Source organism: Micromonospora sp. NPDC023956 (assembly GCF_040639195.1).
Taxonomy (GTDB): Bacteria; Actinomycetota; Actinomycetes; order Mycobacteriales; family Micromonosporaceae; genus Micromonospora.
Genome location: NZ_JBEZZN010000003.1, coordinates 126,051 through 141,897, shown reverse-complemented (window position 1 = coordinate 141,897; position 15,847 = coordinate 126,051). Strand labels below are relative to the sequence as shown.

The window sequence follows — 15,847 nt, the reverse complement described above, 5'->3', positions numbered from 1 at the left end:
CCCGGATCCTCCTGATCGACGTCCTGACCGTCTGATGGCTGTTCGCCGCCGAGGCGGCGGCCGGAGCCGCCGTTCTTCGGGCTGGCCTCGGCCCCGAGACGCGAAATCGCCGCGTCGCGGTCATTCGACGGTACACCGTGCGGACGACGAGCGAGCTCGCGAGGGCCGCAGTCGCGCACCGTCGGCATGACACCGCGTGACCGTTGGCTCCGCCAGCCCCTCACCACCCGCCCGGGTTCCGGGCGAGAGCCGGCGTGACGTCGGCGCCGCTCCCGGCCGCCGACCGGTGGTCGACGGCCCGGTCGCGGGACTGCTCCCACGCCACCGAACCACCACCGTAGTCCGGATACCTGAGAGTGCGCTGTACGTCCGCTCGACGTCGGCCGATATCGCCTGCTCAGCACACCGGCAGCGACGCCACCGGCGGCCGGAGGGTCAGGACCGGGCGTAGACCTGCGGCTTGAGCACGCCCACGTAGGGCAGCTCGCGGTAACGCTCGCCGAAGTCGAGGCCGTAACCGACGACGAACTCGGTCGGGATGTCGAAGCCGACGTACTTCACCGGGACCTCGACCTTGACCGCGTCGGGCTTGCGGAACAGGGCCACCACCTCGACGCTCGCGGCCGAGCGCGACTCCAGGTAGCGCAGCAGCCAGGAGAGGGTCAGCCCGGAGTCGACGATGTCCTCGACGACCACCACGTGCCGACCGGCGATGTCGCGGTCGAGGTCCTTGAGGATGCGCACCACGCCGGAGGAGGTGGTGCCCTGGCCGTACGAGGAGATGGCCATGAAGTCGAGTTCGGCGGGAGGACCGTGCCGGCCGAGTGCCCGGGAGAAGTCGGCCATGAACATGACCGCACCCTTGAGCACGCAGACCAGCAGCAGTCCGTCCTCGACGTCGGCGTAGTCCACCGAGACCTGCTTGGCCAGTTCCGCGGTCTTCTCGCGGATCTGCGCCTCGGAAATGATCACGTGGTCGATGTCGGCGTCGTACCAGGAGCCGTCAGCCATGCCCCTTAGCCTGCCGTACGCCGCTCGGTCGCCGTCGGCGGGGCCGCCCCTTTCCGCGGGCCCCCGTCGACGTCCCGTACACCGCGCCCCCGGACCCGTCCGGACGGCCCGGCCCGACCCCGTCAGCAGGGCCGGGACCGCCAGCGACGACCGTCCTCGGTCGGCTTCCAGTCGGCCGAGTCCCGGCTGTCGGCGGTGAACCCGAGCGCGGAACCGGCCACGAGGGCGAGGAGGAAGAGCAGAAACAGGAGGAATTCCATGGCGGCGCTCGCTTTCCGTGGGTGTCCGTCGTTCTCGCCGCCGGTGCGCACCGGACCGGTCCAGTCTGCGACCGTTCGGGGAGGGGGAACAGTGGCAGGATTGCCACTGCACCTCGAATTCCTGCCACCCGTACCGTTACCCTGGTCACATGCTCCGTACCGTCGCCGTGCTCGCGCTGGACCGGGTGGCCCCGTTCGAACTGGGCGTGCTCTGTGAGGTCTTCGGCACCGACCGGACGGCCGACGGCCTTCCCGGCTACCGGTTCGCGGTGTGCGGCGTCGACGGCGCGCCGGTCCGCACCTCGTCGGGGTTCTCCCTGGTCCCGTCGGCCGACCTGGCCCCGATCGACGAGGCCGACCTGGTCGCGGTGCCGGCCCACGCCGGCGACGCGGAGGTCCCCCCGGCGGTGCTGGCCGCGTTGCGCCGGGCCGCCGACCGGGGCGCGTACGTGTTCAGCGTCTGCTCCGGGGCCTTCGTGCTCGGCCGGGCCGGGCTGCTCGACGGTCGGGACTGCACGACCCACTGGCGGTACGTCGACGACCTACAGGAACGTCACCCGCTGGCCCGGGTCCAGTGCAACACGCTCTACGTCCAGGACGGTTCCCTGCTGACCAGCGCGGGCACCGCCGCCGGGATCGACGCCTGCCTGCACCTGGTCCGGCAGGAGCACGGTTCGGCGGTGGCCACCCGGCTCGCCCGCCGGATGGTCGTCCCGCCGCACCGCGACGGCGGGCAGGCGCAGTACGTCGAGACGCCGATCCCCCGGGCACCGGAGGCACCGACCCTGGAACCCGTGCTCACCTGGTTGATGGGACACCTGGACCGGCCGCTGACCGTGCAGGAGCTGGCCGGTCGCGCCGGGGTCAGTCCCCGTACCTTCGCCCGGCGGTTCCGCGCCGAGACCGGCACCACGCCGCACGACTGGCTGACCAACCAACGGGTGCTGCTGGCCCGCCGGCTGCTGGAGGAGACCTGGCTCAGCGTGGAGGCGGTGGCCGGGCAGGTCGGGTTCGGCGACGCGGCCACCCTGCGGCACCACTTCACCCGCCGGGTCGGGACCACGCCGGCGGCCTACCGGGTGACCTTCCGGGACCGCGTCCCCACCCCGTGACCCGCGCTCACCATCCCATCGCCGCGCCGTCCACCCGGGGCTCCGAGCCGACCACGTACCCGCCGTCGGCGTGTCGCCAGATCGCCTGGCCGTACCCGAAGACGCCCGGCTCGTCGGCGACCGTGATCTCGTGGCCGCGCCCGCGCAGTGCCTCCACCGCCGCCCGCCCCTCGGCGGTCGTGGTCAGTTCCGGTTCGACCAGCACCGAGCGACCGGTGTGCCAGTACCACCGGGGCGCGCCGAGGGCGGCCTGCGGATCCAGGCCGGCGTCCAGGGTGGCCGAGACCAGCTGGACGTGCCCCTGCGGCTGCATGTGCCCGCCCATCACCCCGAACGGTCCCACCGGTACGCCGTCCCGGGTCAGGAAACCGGGGATGATCGTGTGGAACGGCCGCCGGGACGGCCCGACCGTGTTCGGGTGGGCCGGGTCGAGGCGGAAGCCGGTGCCCCGGTCCTGTAGCCCGAAGCCGTGGCCGGGCAGCACCACGTGCGAGCCGAAGCCCAGGTAGGTGGACTGGATCAGGCTCACCATCCGTCCGGCGGAGTCGGCTGCGCAGAGGTACACCGTGCCGCCCCGCTCCGGCTCACCGGCGGTGGGCGTGCCGGCCCGGTCGGTGACCAGGGCCCGCCGGGTCGCCGCGTAACCCGGATCGAGCAGGGCTGCCGTCGGCACCGTCACGTGCTCCGGGTCGGCCACGTACGCGTGCGCGTCGGCGAAGCCGAGCTTGACCGCCTCGATCTGCCAGTGCAGCCGATCGGCCGGTGGGAGCGCTGCGAGATCCACCCCGTCGAGGACGTTCAGGGCGAGCAGCGCGGCGATCCCCTGCCCGTTCGGCGGCAACTCCCACACCTCGTGCCCCCGGTACCGGGCGGACACCGGGTCCACCCACTCCGACCGGTGTGCGGCCAGGTCGTCGGCGGTGAGCAGGCCACCGGTACGGGCGGCGTACGCGGCCAGCGCCGCGGCGATCCCGCCCCGGTAGAAGTCGGCCGCGCCGGTGGCGGCGATCCGGCGCAGGGTCCGGGCCGCGTCCGGGTTGCGCCACCGCTGCCCGGCCCGGGGCGGGCGCCCGTCGGCCGTGAACACCCGGCGCCACTCGGCGAACTCCGGCCCGACCAGCCCCTCGTGCAGGGCGGCGGCCCGAGCCCAGCCGGCCGCCACGCTGGTGGAGACCGGGTACCCGTGCTCGGCGTACCCGACGGCGTCGGTGAAGAGGTCGGCGAACGGTAGCGAGCCGAACCGGTCGTGCAGGTCCCGCCAACCGGCGGGTGCGCCGGGCACGGTCACCGGCAGCCAGCCCCGGGCGGGCATCGCCGGGCCGCGCGCCTGGGCCCCGCCGAGGGCGGCCACCGGGTCGGCGCCCCGACCGCCGGTCGCGGCGAGGACCACGTCCCGGGTCAGCGCCGCCGGGGAGCGGCCGGAGGCGTTCAGGCCGTGCAGCCGTTCACCGTCCCAGACGATCGCGAAGAGGTCGCCGCCGATGTCGTTGGAGCCCGGCTGGACCACGGTGAGGGTGATCGCGGTGGCCAGCGCCGCGTCGACGGCGTTGCCGCCGCGCCGCAGCACGGCGAGCCCGGCCGCGGCGGCGAGCGGCTGGCTGGTCGCGACGGCACCGTGCGGGGCGAAGAGGGGCGGTCGGGGGTACGCCATCCGCCATGTCTACCGCACCACGGATCGACGGGGAGCCCTCCGGGAGGCCGGCCGGGGTCCGTGGGATCGGCGACGCGCTGAGGGTCGGCGGCTCAGGCGGGCACCAGGTGACCGTCGCGGCGGACCACCCGCAGCGCGCCGGGCAGGTGCACGGCGCCCTGCCCGCGCCAGTCGGTGACCAGCGCGTCGAGCGCGGCGACGTGCCGGTGCGACAGCGCCGTCGCCGGAGCGCCCAGCTCACGGGCCCAGGCGTGCAGCACCCGGGTACGCACCGCGGGCACGAGCCCGGCCAGCGCCGGCACGACCAGCCCACCCGGGGCCGGGTCGTCCCCGGTCCCGACGCGGCCACCGGCCGGCACCCGGGCGGCGGCCAGCGCGGCGGCGGCGAGGTCGTCGAGGGCGGCGTTGTCGGCGGCGACCAGTCGGGCCGTCCGGGCGAGGTTCTCCAGCACCGCCGGGCCGAGCGCCGCGACCAGCACCGGCAGCACGTCGGAGCGGACGCGGGCGCGGGCGTACGACGGGTCGACGTTGTGCGGGTCCTCCCACGGCGTGAGCCCGAGCACCGCACACGCCCGCCGGGTCTGTTCCCGGCTGACCGTCAGCAACGGCCGCAGCAGCGGCACCCCGGACAGGTCCCGGCGGGGGGGCATGCCGGCCAGGCCGCGTGGCCCGGAACCCCGGGCCAGGGCGAGCAGTACCGTCTCCGCCTGGTCGTCCCGGGTGTGCCCGGTGAGCAGGGCGCTCGCGCCGTACCGTCGGCCGGCCTCGGCCAGCGCCTGGTAGCGCGCCTCGCGGGCGGCCCCCTCCGGGCCGCCGGGACGGCCCGCGACGCGTACCCGGACGGCCTCCACCGGGGCGAAACCGGTCTCCTCCGCCCACCGCGCCACGGCGGCGGCCCGCGCGGCGGAGCCGGCCTGAAGGTCGTGGTCGACGGTGACCAGCCCGGCCGGGCGGCCCAGGCGGGGCGCGACGAAGGCGGTGGCCGCGGCGAGGGCGAGCGAGTCGGCGCCACCGGAGCAGGCCACCAGGACCGGACCGGAATCCGGCAAACCGACCAGTGCCCGGCGGACGGCGACGCGGATCGCGGCCACCGCCGGAGCGAGCGCGGCCACGGCCGGCGAGGTCAGGCTGTCGGCAGCGGCCCGGCCGGACCGTGCACCCGGGCCACCCACGCGTCCGGATCGCCCAGCTCCTCGAGCCGGGGGAGGGTCAACGGGGAGCTGAAGATCCGGTTGAAGCCGGCCATGCCGACCCGTTCGACCACGCCGTGCACGAACTTGCGCCCCTCGGCGTACTGGCGCATCTTGACCTCCACGCCGAGCAGCCGGCGGATCGCCTTCTCCAGCGGGTTGCCCGCCTCCCGGCGCCGGTTGAACCCGGCCCGGATCCGCTCCACGCTCGGGATGACCTCCGGGCCGACGCCGTCCATCACGAACTCGGCGTGCCCCTCCAGCAGGGTCATCAGTGCCGTCAACCGGTCGAGCACCGCACGCTGGCCCGGCGTCTGGACGATGTCCAGCACGCTGGCCCGGCTCTCCGGGTCCTTGATCGCGTCGGAGAGGGTGGCGACCCCGCGCCGCAGCCGCTCCAGCAGGTGCTCGCCACCCTGTGAGGCGTCGACGAAGGCCTGCACTTCCCCGAGGAAGTAGGCGCGCATCCACGGGACGGCGGTGAACTGCGTCCGGTGGGTCACCTCGTGCAGGCAGACCCAGAGGCGGAAGTCGCGGGGGTCTGCCGCCAGCTTCCGCTCGACCTCGACGATGTTGGGCGCGACCAGGAGCAGTTGGCCCGGGTCGGCGGAGAAGACCTCGTACTGGCCGAGCACCCGGCCGGAGAGGTAGGCCAGCACGGTGCCGGCCTGCACCCCGGTCAGCCGCGAGCCGATCGCCTCGGTGAGCGCGCCCGGCTGCTTGTCACCGGAGAGCCGGCTGACCAGCGGGGTGATCACCTCGCGCAGCCCGGCGATGTTGGTGGCCGCCCAGTCCCGGCGGTCCACCACCCGCACCGGGGGGTGCGCGACCTGCGCACGCAGGCCGGTGTACTCGGCCACGTGCCCGGCCGCCTCGTCGGTCAGCCGCCGGAGGTCGCCCACCACCTCGGTCGCCTCTGCGTACGAGACCCGGGGCCCCGACTTGCCCAGTGCCCCCGCGGTGGCGGCGGCCAGATCCCAGTCCACGAACTGCGCCATGCACCCCACCGTACCCGCGCCGGGCACACCCCCACCCCGGCTCGCGTCGCGGACGGCCGGGCCCGGCCCCGCCGGGCGGGGCCGGGGCGCAACGGCGCTGGGCGCGGAGGGGATCAGCGGCAGCCGCAGCCGGCCAGCGCCGCCCCGATCCGGTCGAGGGCCAGTCGGGTGGCGTCCGGGGTGCCCGGCGGGGTGCGGTCGGTGAGGACCGCGAAGCTGAGCAGGCGGCCGTCGGTGGTGGTGACCAGGCCGGCGATCGCGTGCACCCCGGTCAACGTCCCGGTCTTGGCCCGCACCACGCCCGCGCCGACCCGGGTGTCCGGTGCGTCGAACCGGCTGTCGAGGGTGCCGGACCAGCCGCCCACCGGTAGTCCACCGAAGATCCCGGCCAGCTCGGGGCGGGTGCCGTTGCCGGCCAGCGCGATCAGGTCGGTGAGCAGGGACGGGCTGATCCGGTTGGTACGCGACAGTCCGCTGCCGTCGGCCAGCGCGAGTTCGTCGGCGGGCAGCCCGAGTTCGGTCGCCACCTGGTCCATCGCGGCGGACGCCCCGACGAACGAGGCCGGCTGGTCACGGGCGAGGGCGACCTGACGGGCCAGCGCCTCGGCGACCACGTTGTCACTGTCGGTGATCATGATGTCGACCAGCCGGATCATCGGGGGCGACTCGACCTTGCCCAGCTCGGTGCCGGGAGCGGGCGACCCGACGGGAGCGGCCTCGCCACCACCGGTCGGGGCCTTCCCCCGCGTGACCGCCGTTCCGGTCGGTACACCGAGGAGTTTCGCGAACGCCCGTCCGGCGGCGAGGTCGGGATCCTGGTAACGCTGCGCCCCCTTCGGGCCGGCGTCCGGGTCGCGGCGCGCCCCGTCGGTCATCAGCGCGGTGATCGCACTGCCGTACCCCCCGGTGGGGATGTCCGCGTCCCAGCCCGGCTCGTGGACGGGGCCGGGGAAGAGCGTCGAGTCCACCGTCACCTTGCTGGGCGGCGTCCCGCCGAGGGCCTGTTTCACCTGTTGGGCGAGGAGGTCCAGGCGGGCCGCTCCGGGATAGAAGCCGTTGGCGTCGATGGCGAGCGTCGGGTCGCCCCCACCCACGATCACCACCTCGCCGGGTGCCGCCCCGGCCACCGCCCGGGTGTCGATCCGGTACCCGGGACCGCGTGCGGCCAGCACCGTCACGCCGGTCACCAGCTTGGTGACGGAGGCGGGCACGGTGCCGTCGTCCGCGCCCCGGCCGTAGAGCTCCTGGCCGGTGACGACGTCGGTGACCGACACGTTGACCCGACCGCCCAGGGCGGTCGCGCCGACCAGCGGGTCGAGCGCGGCCCGCATTCCCGCCGCGGTCGGGACGGCGGCGGTGGCGGCCGGCAGCGCCAGCACGGAAACCGGGGCCGCCTCGGGTTCCCGGGCGTCTGTCCTCGGCTCGGCGTCGTCGCCGAGCCAGCCGGCCACCGGGCCGGGCCGGACCACGACCAGTCCGACCCCGGCGACGACCAGCAGCAGCACGGTCGCCAGCGCCGCCAGCAGGGTGCGCCGTCGGCGTGGGGTCGCCCCGCCGCCGTCGGGCGCCGGGTCGGCCACCGGCGGCGGACCGGGCGGCGCGGCCCCGGTCGCCAGCGGGATGCCGGAGGGTGTCCCCGCGGACGCCGGGAAGGCGGCTCCGGTCACGGCGGGCGCGCCGGAGGGCGTCCCGGCGGACCCCGGAAAGGCGGCACCGACGGGCGGAATGCTGCCGGGGGCCGCGGGACGGGCCGGCGGCCGGTAGATCGGGGGCGGCGGCCGTCCGGTACCGGGGGTGTCCGGCCGGGGAGCGTCGTCGACCGGCGCGGACGACCCCTGCGCGGGGCCGTGCGCCCCGGGTACCACCACCCGCCCGGTGACCCGCTCCGGCCGACCCGGAGCACGGTCACCTCCCGGGCGGTAGTGTGAGTCTTCCCTCCCCACAGCCCCCTCCTCCCCCACGAAAAACGGCTTGGGCGACACTACTTCGGTCCGAAGACTATGCGGCGCCCGACGCCGGCGGGTGCGCATCGCCCCGTCCGGGGGTGTCGCTGTTCGTTAGCCAGCGTCGGCAAACGTAGGGAGCGTGAGATGGATTTCGACGTCACGGTTGAGATCCCCAAGGGTCACCGCAACAAATACGAGGTGGACCACGCGACCGGCCGGATCAGGCTGGACCGCACGCTCTTCACGTCCACGCAGTACCCGGCCGACTACGGCTTCATCGAGGGCACCCTGGGCGAGGACGGCGACCCGCTGGACGCCCTGGTGCTGGTGCCCGAGCCCACCTTCCCGGGCTGCCTGATCCGCTGCCGCACCATCGGCATGTTCCGGATGACCGACGAGAAGGGCGGCGACGACAAGGTCCTCTGCGTGCCCTACGAGGACCCGCGCCAGGAGCACCTGCGCGACATCCACCACCTCGGCGAGTTCGACCGGCTGGAGATCCAGCACTTCTTCGAGGTGTACAAGGACCTGGAGCCCGGCAAGTCGGTCGAGGGCGCGACCTGGGTGGGGCGCACCGAGGCCGAGGCGGAGATCCGGGCGTCGTACCGGCGGCACCAGGAGGCGGTGGCGCGGGGCGAGGCCACGCACTGACGGTAGTCGGACAGTTCCGACCGCACCGGGCCCGGGAGCCGCTCAGCCGAGCAGCCCCCGGGCCCGGTCGTACAGGTCGAGCACCGCGCAGGCCACCGGGACCACCGCGACCACCAGCAGCGTGTCGGTCAGGTCGGCCGCCCGCCCGAGGTACGGCGAGACCGGGCGCTGCGCGTACGTGGTGCCGGCCGCCACGGTGAGCAACGCGAGCACCACCCCGGCGGCGACCAGCCCGAGCAGGGCCCCCGGGCCGGCCCGGTCGACCAGGGCGACACCCAGCACGGCGAGGGCGACCAGCCCGGCGGCCAGGGTCGGCACCCGCTGCCGCAGCGCCACGAAGAGACGCGCCCGCAGCAGCAGCACCGTCGCGGCGACGGCGACCAGGATCCGGCCGGCGGTCCCGCCGGTCGCGGTGAGCACGAACGCGGCGGCCACCGCCAGCACCGCGTGCCCGAGCAGCATCCCGGCCAACGTCTCCTCGGTGCGGGCCACCGCCGCGTGCACCCGACCGGTGTGGGGCAGGTCACGGACGCCGGGACGGGAACCGGCGTCGGCGCCGACCGGGAGCGTGATCGGTGGCAGCGGAACCTTGCCGAGGCGGATGGCGAGCAGCGGCAGCACGCCGACCGCGAAGACCAGGAGGCCGAGCAGGACGGCGGCGGCACCGGCAGGGGTGAGGGCGAGGCCGAGCAACGCGGTCGCCGCGCCGACCAGCCCGACCGTCGCCCCGGCGACGAAGACCCGCAGCCTGGCGGCGACGCCGAGCAGGCCGAGCACCGCGACGAGGAGCAGCGCGACGGAGCCGGCCAGCAGTTCGGGCGCGCCGAGCCAGGGCAACGGGGCGAACGGGGAGACCGGGTCACCGGAGCTGACCAGCAGCGCCCCGGCGACGAAGGCGTACGGCAGGGCGTAGCCGCCCAGGGTGGCCCCGGCCGTGGCGTCCCCGTACGCCCGGGAGGCGACGCCGCCGGCCGCCGTGAGCAGGACGGCCACCACCGCCGCGACCAGCTGGTCCGCCGAATGGGCGGGACCGCCGGCGGTGAGCGCGACCAGCCCGACGGCGAGCGGCACGGCGGCCCCGGCCAGCGCGGTGGCCCGGGTCGCCGCCGGTGACCAGGCGGCACCCCGGCGACGCGCGCCGTCGGCGATGACCTCCACCACGTCGTCGTACTCGAGTTCGGGCCAGTGCGCGTGCGCCGGGACGAGGTGCAGCACCTCGCCGTCGCGGACGCCCTGGGCGTGCAGCGCCTGACCGGTCGCCAGCACGGCACCGTCGGTGCGGCGCAACACCCAGCCGCCGTGCCGTTCGCCGTCGTCGGCGAGCCCCTCACCGGCGTGCCGCAGCACCTCGGGGAGGAGTTCGGCGAGCGGCAGCTGCTCCGGCAGGGCCACGTCCAACCGCCGCTGCGGCGCGCTGATCGTGACGCGGGCGAGCCCAGCTGTCATCGATGTCTCACTCCCTGTCATGCGGCGCGCGCGGACGGCAGCACTTTACCTACCATGAGCCAGGCTCGGGTTACCGAGCGCATGGGGGAGGGTGCGTGTCCACTGTCGTCATCAAGCGACCGCCGAGACGCCCGGCCCCGGAGATCCCGGTCGGCGACCTCCCGGTCGAGGGGCCTCCGGAGATCCCCGAGGTCACCGCCGGCCGGTGGCAGCAGCTGCTGATGCTCCTGCCGATGCTCGGCGGGACGGTGGCCATGGCGATGATGTTCGGCCGGGGCGGCGGGACGTACTCGTACGTGGTCGGTGGCATGTTCGGGCTCTCCTCACTGGCCATGCTGGTCACCACCTGGGGCAGCGCCGCCGGCACCCCGAAGAGGTCCGAGATGATGGCCGCCCGGCGGGAGTACCTGCGGCACCTCTCGGTGCTGCGCCGGCAGGTCCGCCGGAACGCCGACCGGCAACGCGCCGGCCTCTTCTACCGGCACCCGGACCCGACCCGGCTCTGGTCCACCGTCGACAGCCACCGGGTCTGGGAGCGTCGCCCCACCGACCCGGACTTCGCGGTCGTCCGGGTCGCGCTCGGGCCGCAGACCCTGGCCACCCCGCTGGTGCCCCCGACCACCCGGCCGCTGGAGGAGCTGGAACCGATGACCGCCGGGGCGTTGCGCCGTTTCCTCGACGCCTACTCGGTGGTGCCGGACCTGCCGGTGGCCCTCTCCCTGCGCAGCTTCGCCCGGGTCCATCTGCGCGGCGACCTCGACGACCCGACGGCCCGGACGACCGGCTCGCCGTCGGCGCAGGCGCTGGCCCGCGCGATGCTGACCCAGCTCGCCGTCTTCCACGCCCCGGACGAGCTGCTCGTCGCGGTCTGCGTCGGCCCGGAGCGACGGAGGGCCTGGGAGTGGGTCAAGTGGCTGCCGCACGCCCACCACCCGGGGCGCGCCGACGCGCTCGGCCCGGTCCGCCTGGTCACCAGCGCCGCGGCCGACCTGGAACGACTCCTCGGCGAGGTGCTGGGCAGCCGTTCGCGGTTCAGCCCGGTCGGGCCGGCCACCGACGGGCCGCACGTGGTGGTGGTGCTCGACGGCGCCGACCTGACCGGCGCCGCGCACCTCACCTCCGACGGCGGCGTCGACGCGGTCACCGTGGTCGACCTGGACACCCCGCCGCCGCGCCTGCTCGACCGGACCACCCTGGTGCTGGAGGTACGCGACGGACGGCTGCACTCGCACGCCGCCGACACGCACGCCGAGGTGGGCACCGCCGACCAGCTTCCGATCACCGACGCCGAGGCGGTGGCCCGACGACTCGCCCCGCTGCGGCTGGCGACCACGGTCACCGGGTCCGACGCGCCGACCCGGACCGAACTGGGCCTGCCCGAGCTGCTCGGCCTAGGCGACCCGGAGAACTTCTCGGTCGAGCAGGGCTGGACGCCCCGCGCCCCCCGTGACCGGCTGCGGGTGCCGATCGGCGTCGGCACCGACGGCGGCGCGATCGAGCTGGACCTGAAGGAGTCCGCACAGGACGGCATGGGGCCGCACGGACTGCTCATCGGGGCCACCGGGTCCGGCAAGTCGGAGCTGCTGCGCACGGTGGTGCTGGGGCTGGCCGCCACGCACAGCTCGGAGGTGCTCAACTTCGTCCTGATCGACTTCAAGGGCGGGGCCACCTTCGCCTCGTTCGACCGGTTACCGCACACCGCCGCCGTGATCACCAACCTGGAGGACGCGCTCCCGCTGGTGGACCGGATGGCCGACGCGCTCAACGGGGAGCTGACCCGCCGCCAGGAGCTGCTGCGTCGGGCCGGGAACTTCGCCAGCCTGCGCGACTACGAACGGGCCCGGGCGGCGGGGACCCCGCTCGCCCCGCTGCCGTCGCTGTTGGTGATCTGCGACGAGTTCTCCGAGCTGCTGTTCCACAAGCCGGACTTCATCGACCTGTTCGTGCAGATCGGCCGGCTGGGCCGGTCCCTCGGGGTGCACCTGCTGCTCGCTTCGCAGCGGCTGGAGGAGGGTCGGCTGCGCGGGCTGGACACCCACCTGTCGTACCGGGTCGGGTTGCGCACCTTCTCCGCGCTGGAGTCCCGGACGGTGCTCGGCGTGCCGGACGCGCACGAGCTGCCCCGCTCCCCCGGCCACGGTTACCTGCGCTCCGGCACCGAACCGCTGGTCCGGTTCCGGGCCGCGTACGTCTCCGGCGCGGTACGCCGGCCCGGTGGCGGCGGGGGCGGTGGCAGCGCCGGCACGCCCCGGCTGCTCACCTTCTCCACCCACCTCGTGCCGGTGCCCGAGCCGGCCGGCCCGTCGCCCGGACCGACCGGGGACGATCGGGAGAGCGGCGCGAGCCTGCTGGACGTGCTGGTCGGGCGGATCGCCGGCCAGGGGCCCCCGGCCCACCAGGTGTGGCTGCCCCCGCTGGACACCTCGCCGGCCCTGGACGACCTGCTCGGCCCGGTCGGCGTCGACCCGGCACGCGGCCTCGCCTTCGGCAATCCGGAGCTGCACGGCGCGCTCCAGGTGCCGGTGGCGCTGGTGGACCGACCGTACGACCAGCGCCGCGACCTGCTCTGGTTGGCGCTGGACGGCGCGACCGGGCACGTCGCCGCGGTAGGCGCGCCGCAGAGCGGAAAGTCCGGCCTGCTGCGCACGCTGATCTGCACGCTGGCGCTCACCCACACCCCGTACGAGGTGCAGGTGTACTGCCTGGACTTCGGCGGCGGCGGGCTGGGCGCGCTGCGCGACCTGCCGCACGTCGGCGGGGTGGCCGGACGCGCCGACCCGACGTCGGTGCGGCGTACCGTCGGGGAGGTCGCCACCCTGCTGGCGGAGCGGGAGCAGCGCTTCGCGGAGCTGGGCGTGGAGTCGATGGCCGCCTACCGGCAGCGGCGGGCGGCGCTGGCCGCCGCCGGGCAGCCGGTGACCGACCCGTTCGGCGACGTCTTCCTCGTGGTGGACGGCTGGACCACGCTGCGCGGCGAGTACGACGACCTGGAGGGGCCGGTCACCGACCTGGCCGGCCGGGGCCTGGCGTACGGCGTACACGTGGTGGCGACCGCGCTGCGCTGGCTGGACTTCCGACCGGCGATCCGGGACCTGTTCGGCTCGCGCCTGGAGTTGCGCCTCGGCGACCCGTCCGACTCGGGCGTCGCCCGGCAGGCGGCGGCGAACGTACCGGAGAACTCCCCGGGGCGGGGCATCACCGCCGAACGGCTGCACTTCCTGGGCGCGGTACCGCGGCTGGCCGCCCCCGGTGGGGACACCGGCGACCTGGTGAAGGCGGTCGCGGCGGCCTGGGCCGGTCCGGCCGCACCGGCGGTACGGCTGCTCCCGCCGGTGCTGTCCTATGCGGAGCTGGACCTCTCCGGGTCGACCGGACTGCGGCTGCCGGTCGGCATCGCCGAGGCGGACCTGCGGCCGGTGGTGCTCGACTTCGCCGCCGACCCGCACTTCGTGGTCTTCGGGGACGCGGAGTGCGGCAAGTCGTCGTTCCTGCGCGCGCTGGCCACCTCGATCACCCGGCGGTTCACCCCGGAGCAGGCCCGGGTGATCCTGGTCGACTACCGGCGTAGCCTGCTCGGCGCGATCGAGACCGACCACCTGATCGGCTACGGCACCGCGGCGGCCGGTACGGCCGAACTGATCGAGTCGGTCGCCGGCTACATGCAGCGCCGGATGCCCGGCCCCGAGGTCACCGCCGGGCAGCTACGGGACCGGTCCTGGTGGTCCGGGCCGGAGCTGTTCGTCCTGGTCGACGACTACGACCTGGTCGCGACCGGACCGGCCAACCCGTTGCGCGCGCTGGAGGAGTACCTCCCGCAGGCCCGGGACGTGGGGTTGCACCTGGTGCTGGCGCGGCGCTCGGGCGGCGCGGCCCGGGCCCAGTACGAGCCGATCGTCCAGCGGCTGCGGGAGCTTTCCACGGCGGGCCTGGTGATGACCGGCAGCCCGGAGGAGGGCGCGCTGGTGGGACCGGTCCGCCCCGGCCCGCTGCCGCCCGGTCGGGGCCGGCTGGTGACCCGGCGGGAGGGGGTACGCCTCGTGCAGATCGCGTACCTCCCTCCGATGTGACCACCCGAGGCGAGTGAATGCGGCGAACAGGGGCCGGAGTGGACCGGCGAACAGGTAACCTCCGAGCATCATGTGTCCGGCACGACGGATGGGCTGAGGGTGTGACTGCGGTGCGGCGGCGGTGCGCTACCGGGGCCCGGAGGCTCACCGGTCGTGTCCTGCTCGCCGTGGCCGCGACGGCCGTCCCGCTCACCGCGGCCCCCGTGCACGCCGCCCCGCTCCCCCGGACCGCCTTCGTCGCCCCGGTCCCGCCGGCTCTGGCGGTCGGCACGCGGCTGCCACCCGGGCCGGTCGTCGTCGATCCGGTCCGTGCCCCCGCCCGCGTCGACCAGGTCCGCGACGACCAGTGGCAGCTCGACGCGCTCGACGCGGAAACCGCCTGGCGGACGTCCACCGGGCGCGGGGTCACGGTCGCGGTGATCGACTCCGGCGTGGACGCCGGCCACCCGGACCTCGTGGGCCAGGTACTTCCCGGCCTCGACCTGGTCACCTCCGACGGAGCGGCCGAACCCGACCCGGTGGGACACGGGACCACCGTCGCGGGCCTGATCGCCGGGCGGCGGGACGACCGTCGCGGGGTGGTCGGCCTCGCGCCGGACGCGAAGATCCTGCCGGTCCGGGTGCTCGACAAGGAGAACCGCTACGACGACGCGCTGGTCGTGGCCAAGGGAGTCCGGTGGGCGGTGGACAACGGCGCGCGGGTGATCAACCTGTCGCTGGGCGGGGGCGGGGACAGCGCGGCCCTGGCGGCGGCGTTGGACTACGCGTTCGCGCGCGACGTGGTGGTGATCGCCTGCACGGGCAACGTGGCGGTCTCCGCCGACAGGCGGGTCTGGTACCCGGCCCGGGAGCCCGGGGTGGTCGCGGTGGCCGGCCTGGAACGCAGCAGCGACGACCTCTGGTCCGGCTCCGTCACCGGCCCGGAGACCGTGCTGTCCGCGCCGGCGACCGGGCTGGTGGGCGCCCGACCGGGCGGCTACTGGCGGGTGCAGGGGACGAGTTTCGCCGCGCCGCTGGTGACCGCCGCCGCCGCGCTGCTGCGCGCCCGGTGGCCGCAGATGTCCGCCGGTGACGTGGTGAACCGGCTGATCACCACCGCACGGGACATCGGCCCCGCCGGCCGGGACGACCGGTTCGGTTTCGGCCGGCTCGACCCGGTCGCCGCGCTCACCCGGGACGTCCCCGTGGTGCCGCGCAATCCGCTCGACGACCACTCCTCGCCCGGCGAGGTGGGCTTCGGCCGGGCCCCGGGGGTGGCCGACACCTCCGGCACCGACGCCGACCGGCTCGGTCTCGTCGGCGCCCGGCGGGACGGGTGGACGGCGCGCGCCGCCGGTGACGCCGAGGCGATGGGTCCGGGCCGGCTGTGGGGTGGCGTGCTCCTCGGTGTCATCCTGGTCACCGGCACGGTCCTGGTGGCGCGGCGGTTCCGCCGGCCGCAGCACCACTGATCCCCGCCGTACGCGTCCTGGTGATCTGATCATGACCGTCAGCCACCGGACGAGGCACCCGGCC

The 15,847-nt window shown here is 75.4% G+C and carries 11 protein-coding genes; 4 read left to right on the top strand and 7 right to left on the bottom strand.

Translation table 11 applies throughout. From position 1 onward, the window contains the following. Nucleotides 1-435: 435 nt before the first annotated feature. Both hpt and AB0F58_RS06820 read right to left on the bottom strand, forming a co-directional pair. On the bottom strand, nucleotides 436-1,011 hold the full coding sequence (gene hpt, locus AB0F58_RS06825; RefSeq protein WP_357139058.1) for a hypoxanthine phosphoribosyltransferase: 576 nt from the start codon (nucleotides 1,009-1,011) through the stop codon (nucleotides 436-438). Between the two features lie 122 nt (nucleotides 1,012-1,133). Next, nucleotides 1,134-1,271, bottom strand: coding sequence for a hypothetical protein (locus AB0F58_RS06820; protein ID WP_357139056.1), 138 nt, complete (start codon nucleotides 1,269-1,271; stop codon nucleotides 1,134-1,136). Nucleotides 1,272-1,420: 149 nt separating this feature from the next. On the opposite strand from AB0F58_RS06820, the gene AB0F58_RS06815 reads away from it, so the two are divergent. Next, nucleotides 1,421-2,383 (top strand): helix-turn-helix domain-containing protein, encoded by a 963-nt coding sequence (locus tag AB0F58_RS06815; RefSeq protein WP_357139053.1) that lies wholly within the window; start codon nucleotides 1,421-1,423, stop codon nucleotides 2,381-2,383. Nucleotides 2,384-2,390: 7 nt separating this feature from the next. On the opposite strand, the gene AB0F58_RS06810 is transcribed toward AB0F58_RS06815, so the two are convergent. From AB0F58_RS06810 to dacB, 4 genes are all read right to left on the bottom strand, one after another. Continuing rightward, entirely contained in the window at nucleotides 2,391-4,034 is a 1,644-nt protein-coding gene (locus AB0F58_RS06810) for a gamma-glutamyltransferase family protein (RefSeq protein WP_357139051.1), read from the bottom strand. Nucleotides 4,035-4,126: 92 nt separating this feature from the next. Further along, nucleotides 4,127-5,146: a tRNA lysidine(34) synthetase TilS gene (gene tilS, locus AB0F58_RS06805; RefSeq protein ID WP_357139050.1), complete on the bottom strand. Its 1,020-nt coding sequence runs from the start codon at nucleotides 5,144-5,146 to the stop codon at nucleotides 4,127-4,129. Between the two features lie 11 nt (nucleotides 5,147-5,157). After that, nucleotides 5,158-6,222 carry a zinc-dependent metalloprotease gene (locus AB0F58_RS06800; RefSeq protein ID WP_357139048.1) on the bottom strand — a complete coding sequence of 355 codons (1,065 nt, stop codon included), beginning with the start codon at nucleotides 6,220-6,222 and terminating at the stop codon, nucleotides 5,158-5,160. 113 nt (nucleotides 6,223-6,335) lie between these two features. Further along, nucleotides 6,336-7,802, bottom strand: coding sequence for a D-alanyl-D-alanine carboxypeptidase/D-alanyl-D-alanine-endopeptidase (gene dacB, locus AB0F58_RS06795; RefSeq protein WP_357140373.1), 1,467 nt, complete (start codon nucleotides 7,800-7,802; stop codon nucleotides 6,336-6,338). 510 nt (nucleotides 7,803-8,312) lie between these two features. Here dacB and AB0F58_RS06790 point away from each other — a divergent pair. Beyond that, nucleotides 8,313-8,819: an inorganic diphosphatase gene (locus AB0F58_RS06790; protein ID WP_088981731.1), complete on the top strand. Its 507-nt coding sequence runs from the start codon at nucleotides 8,313-8,315 to the stop codon at nucleotides 8,817-8,819. 42 nt (nucleotides 8,820-8,861) lie between these two features. Here the strand turns inward: AB0F58_RS06790 and eccD are convergent, their stop codons facing one another. Further along, nucleotides 8,862-10,265, bottom strand: coding sequence for a type VII secretion integral membrane protein EccD (gene eccD / locus AB0F58_RS06785; protein ID WP_357139044.1), 1,404 nt, complete (start codon nucleotides 10,263-10,265; stop codon nucleotides 8,862-8,864). Between the two features lie 95 nt (nucleotides 10,266-10,360). Between eccD and eccCa the strand changes: the two genes are divergently transcribed. Next, nucleotides 10,361-14,332, top strand: a complete 3,972-nt coding sequence (gene eccCa / locus AB0F58_RS06780) for a type VII secretion protein EccCa (protein WP_357139041.1) — start codon at nucleotides 10,361-10,363, stop codon at nucleotides 14,330-14,332. A 101-nt stretch (nucleotides 14,333-14,433) separates the two neighbouring features. Continuing rightward, nucleotides 14,434-15,783: a type VII secretion-associated serine protease mycosin gene (mycP, locus tag AB0F58_RS06775; RefSeq protein WP_357139039.1), complete on the top strand. Its 1,350-nt coding sequence runs from the start codon at nucleotides 14,434-14,436 to the stop codon at nucleotides 15,781-15,783. The last annotated feature ends 64 nt before the right edge of the window (nucleotides 15,784-15,847 follow it).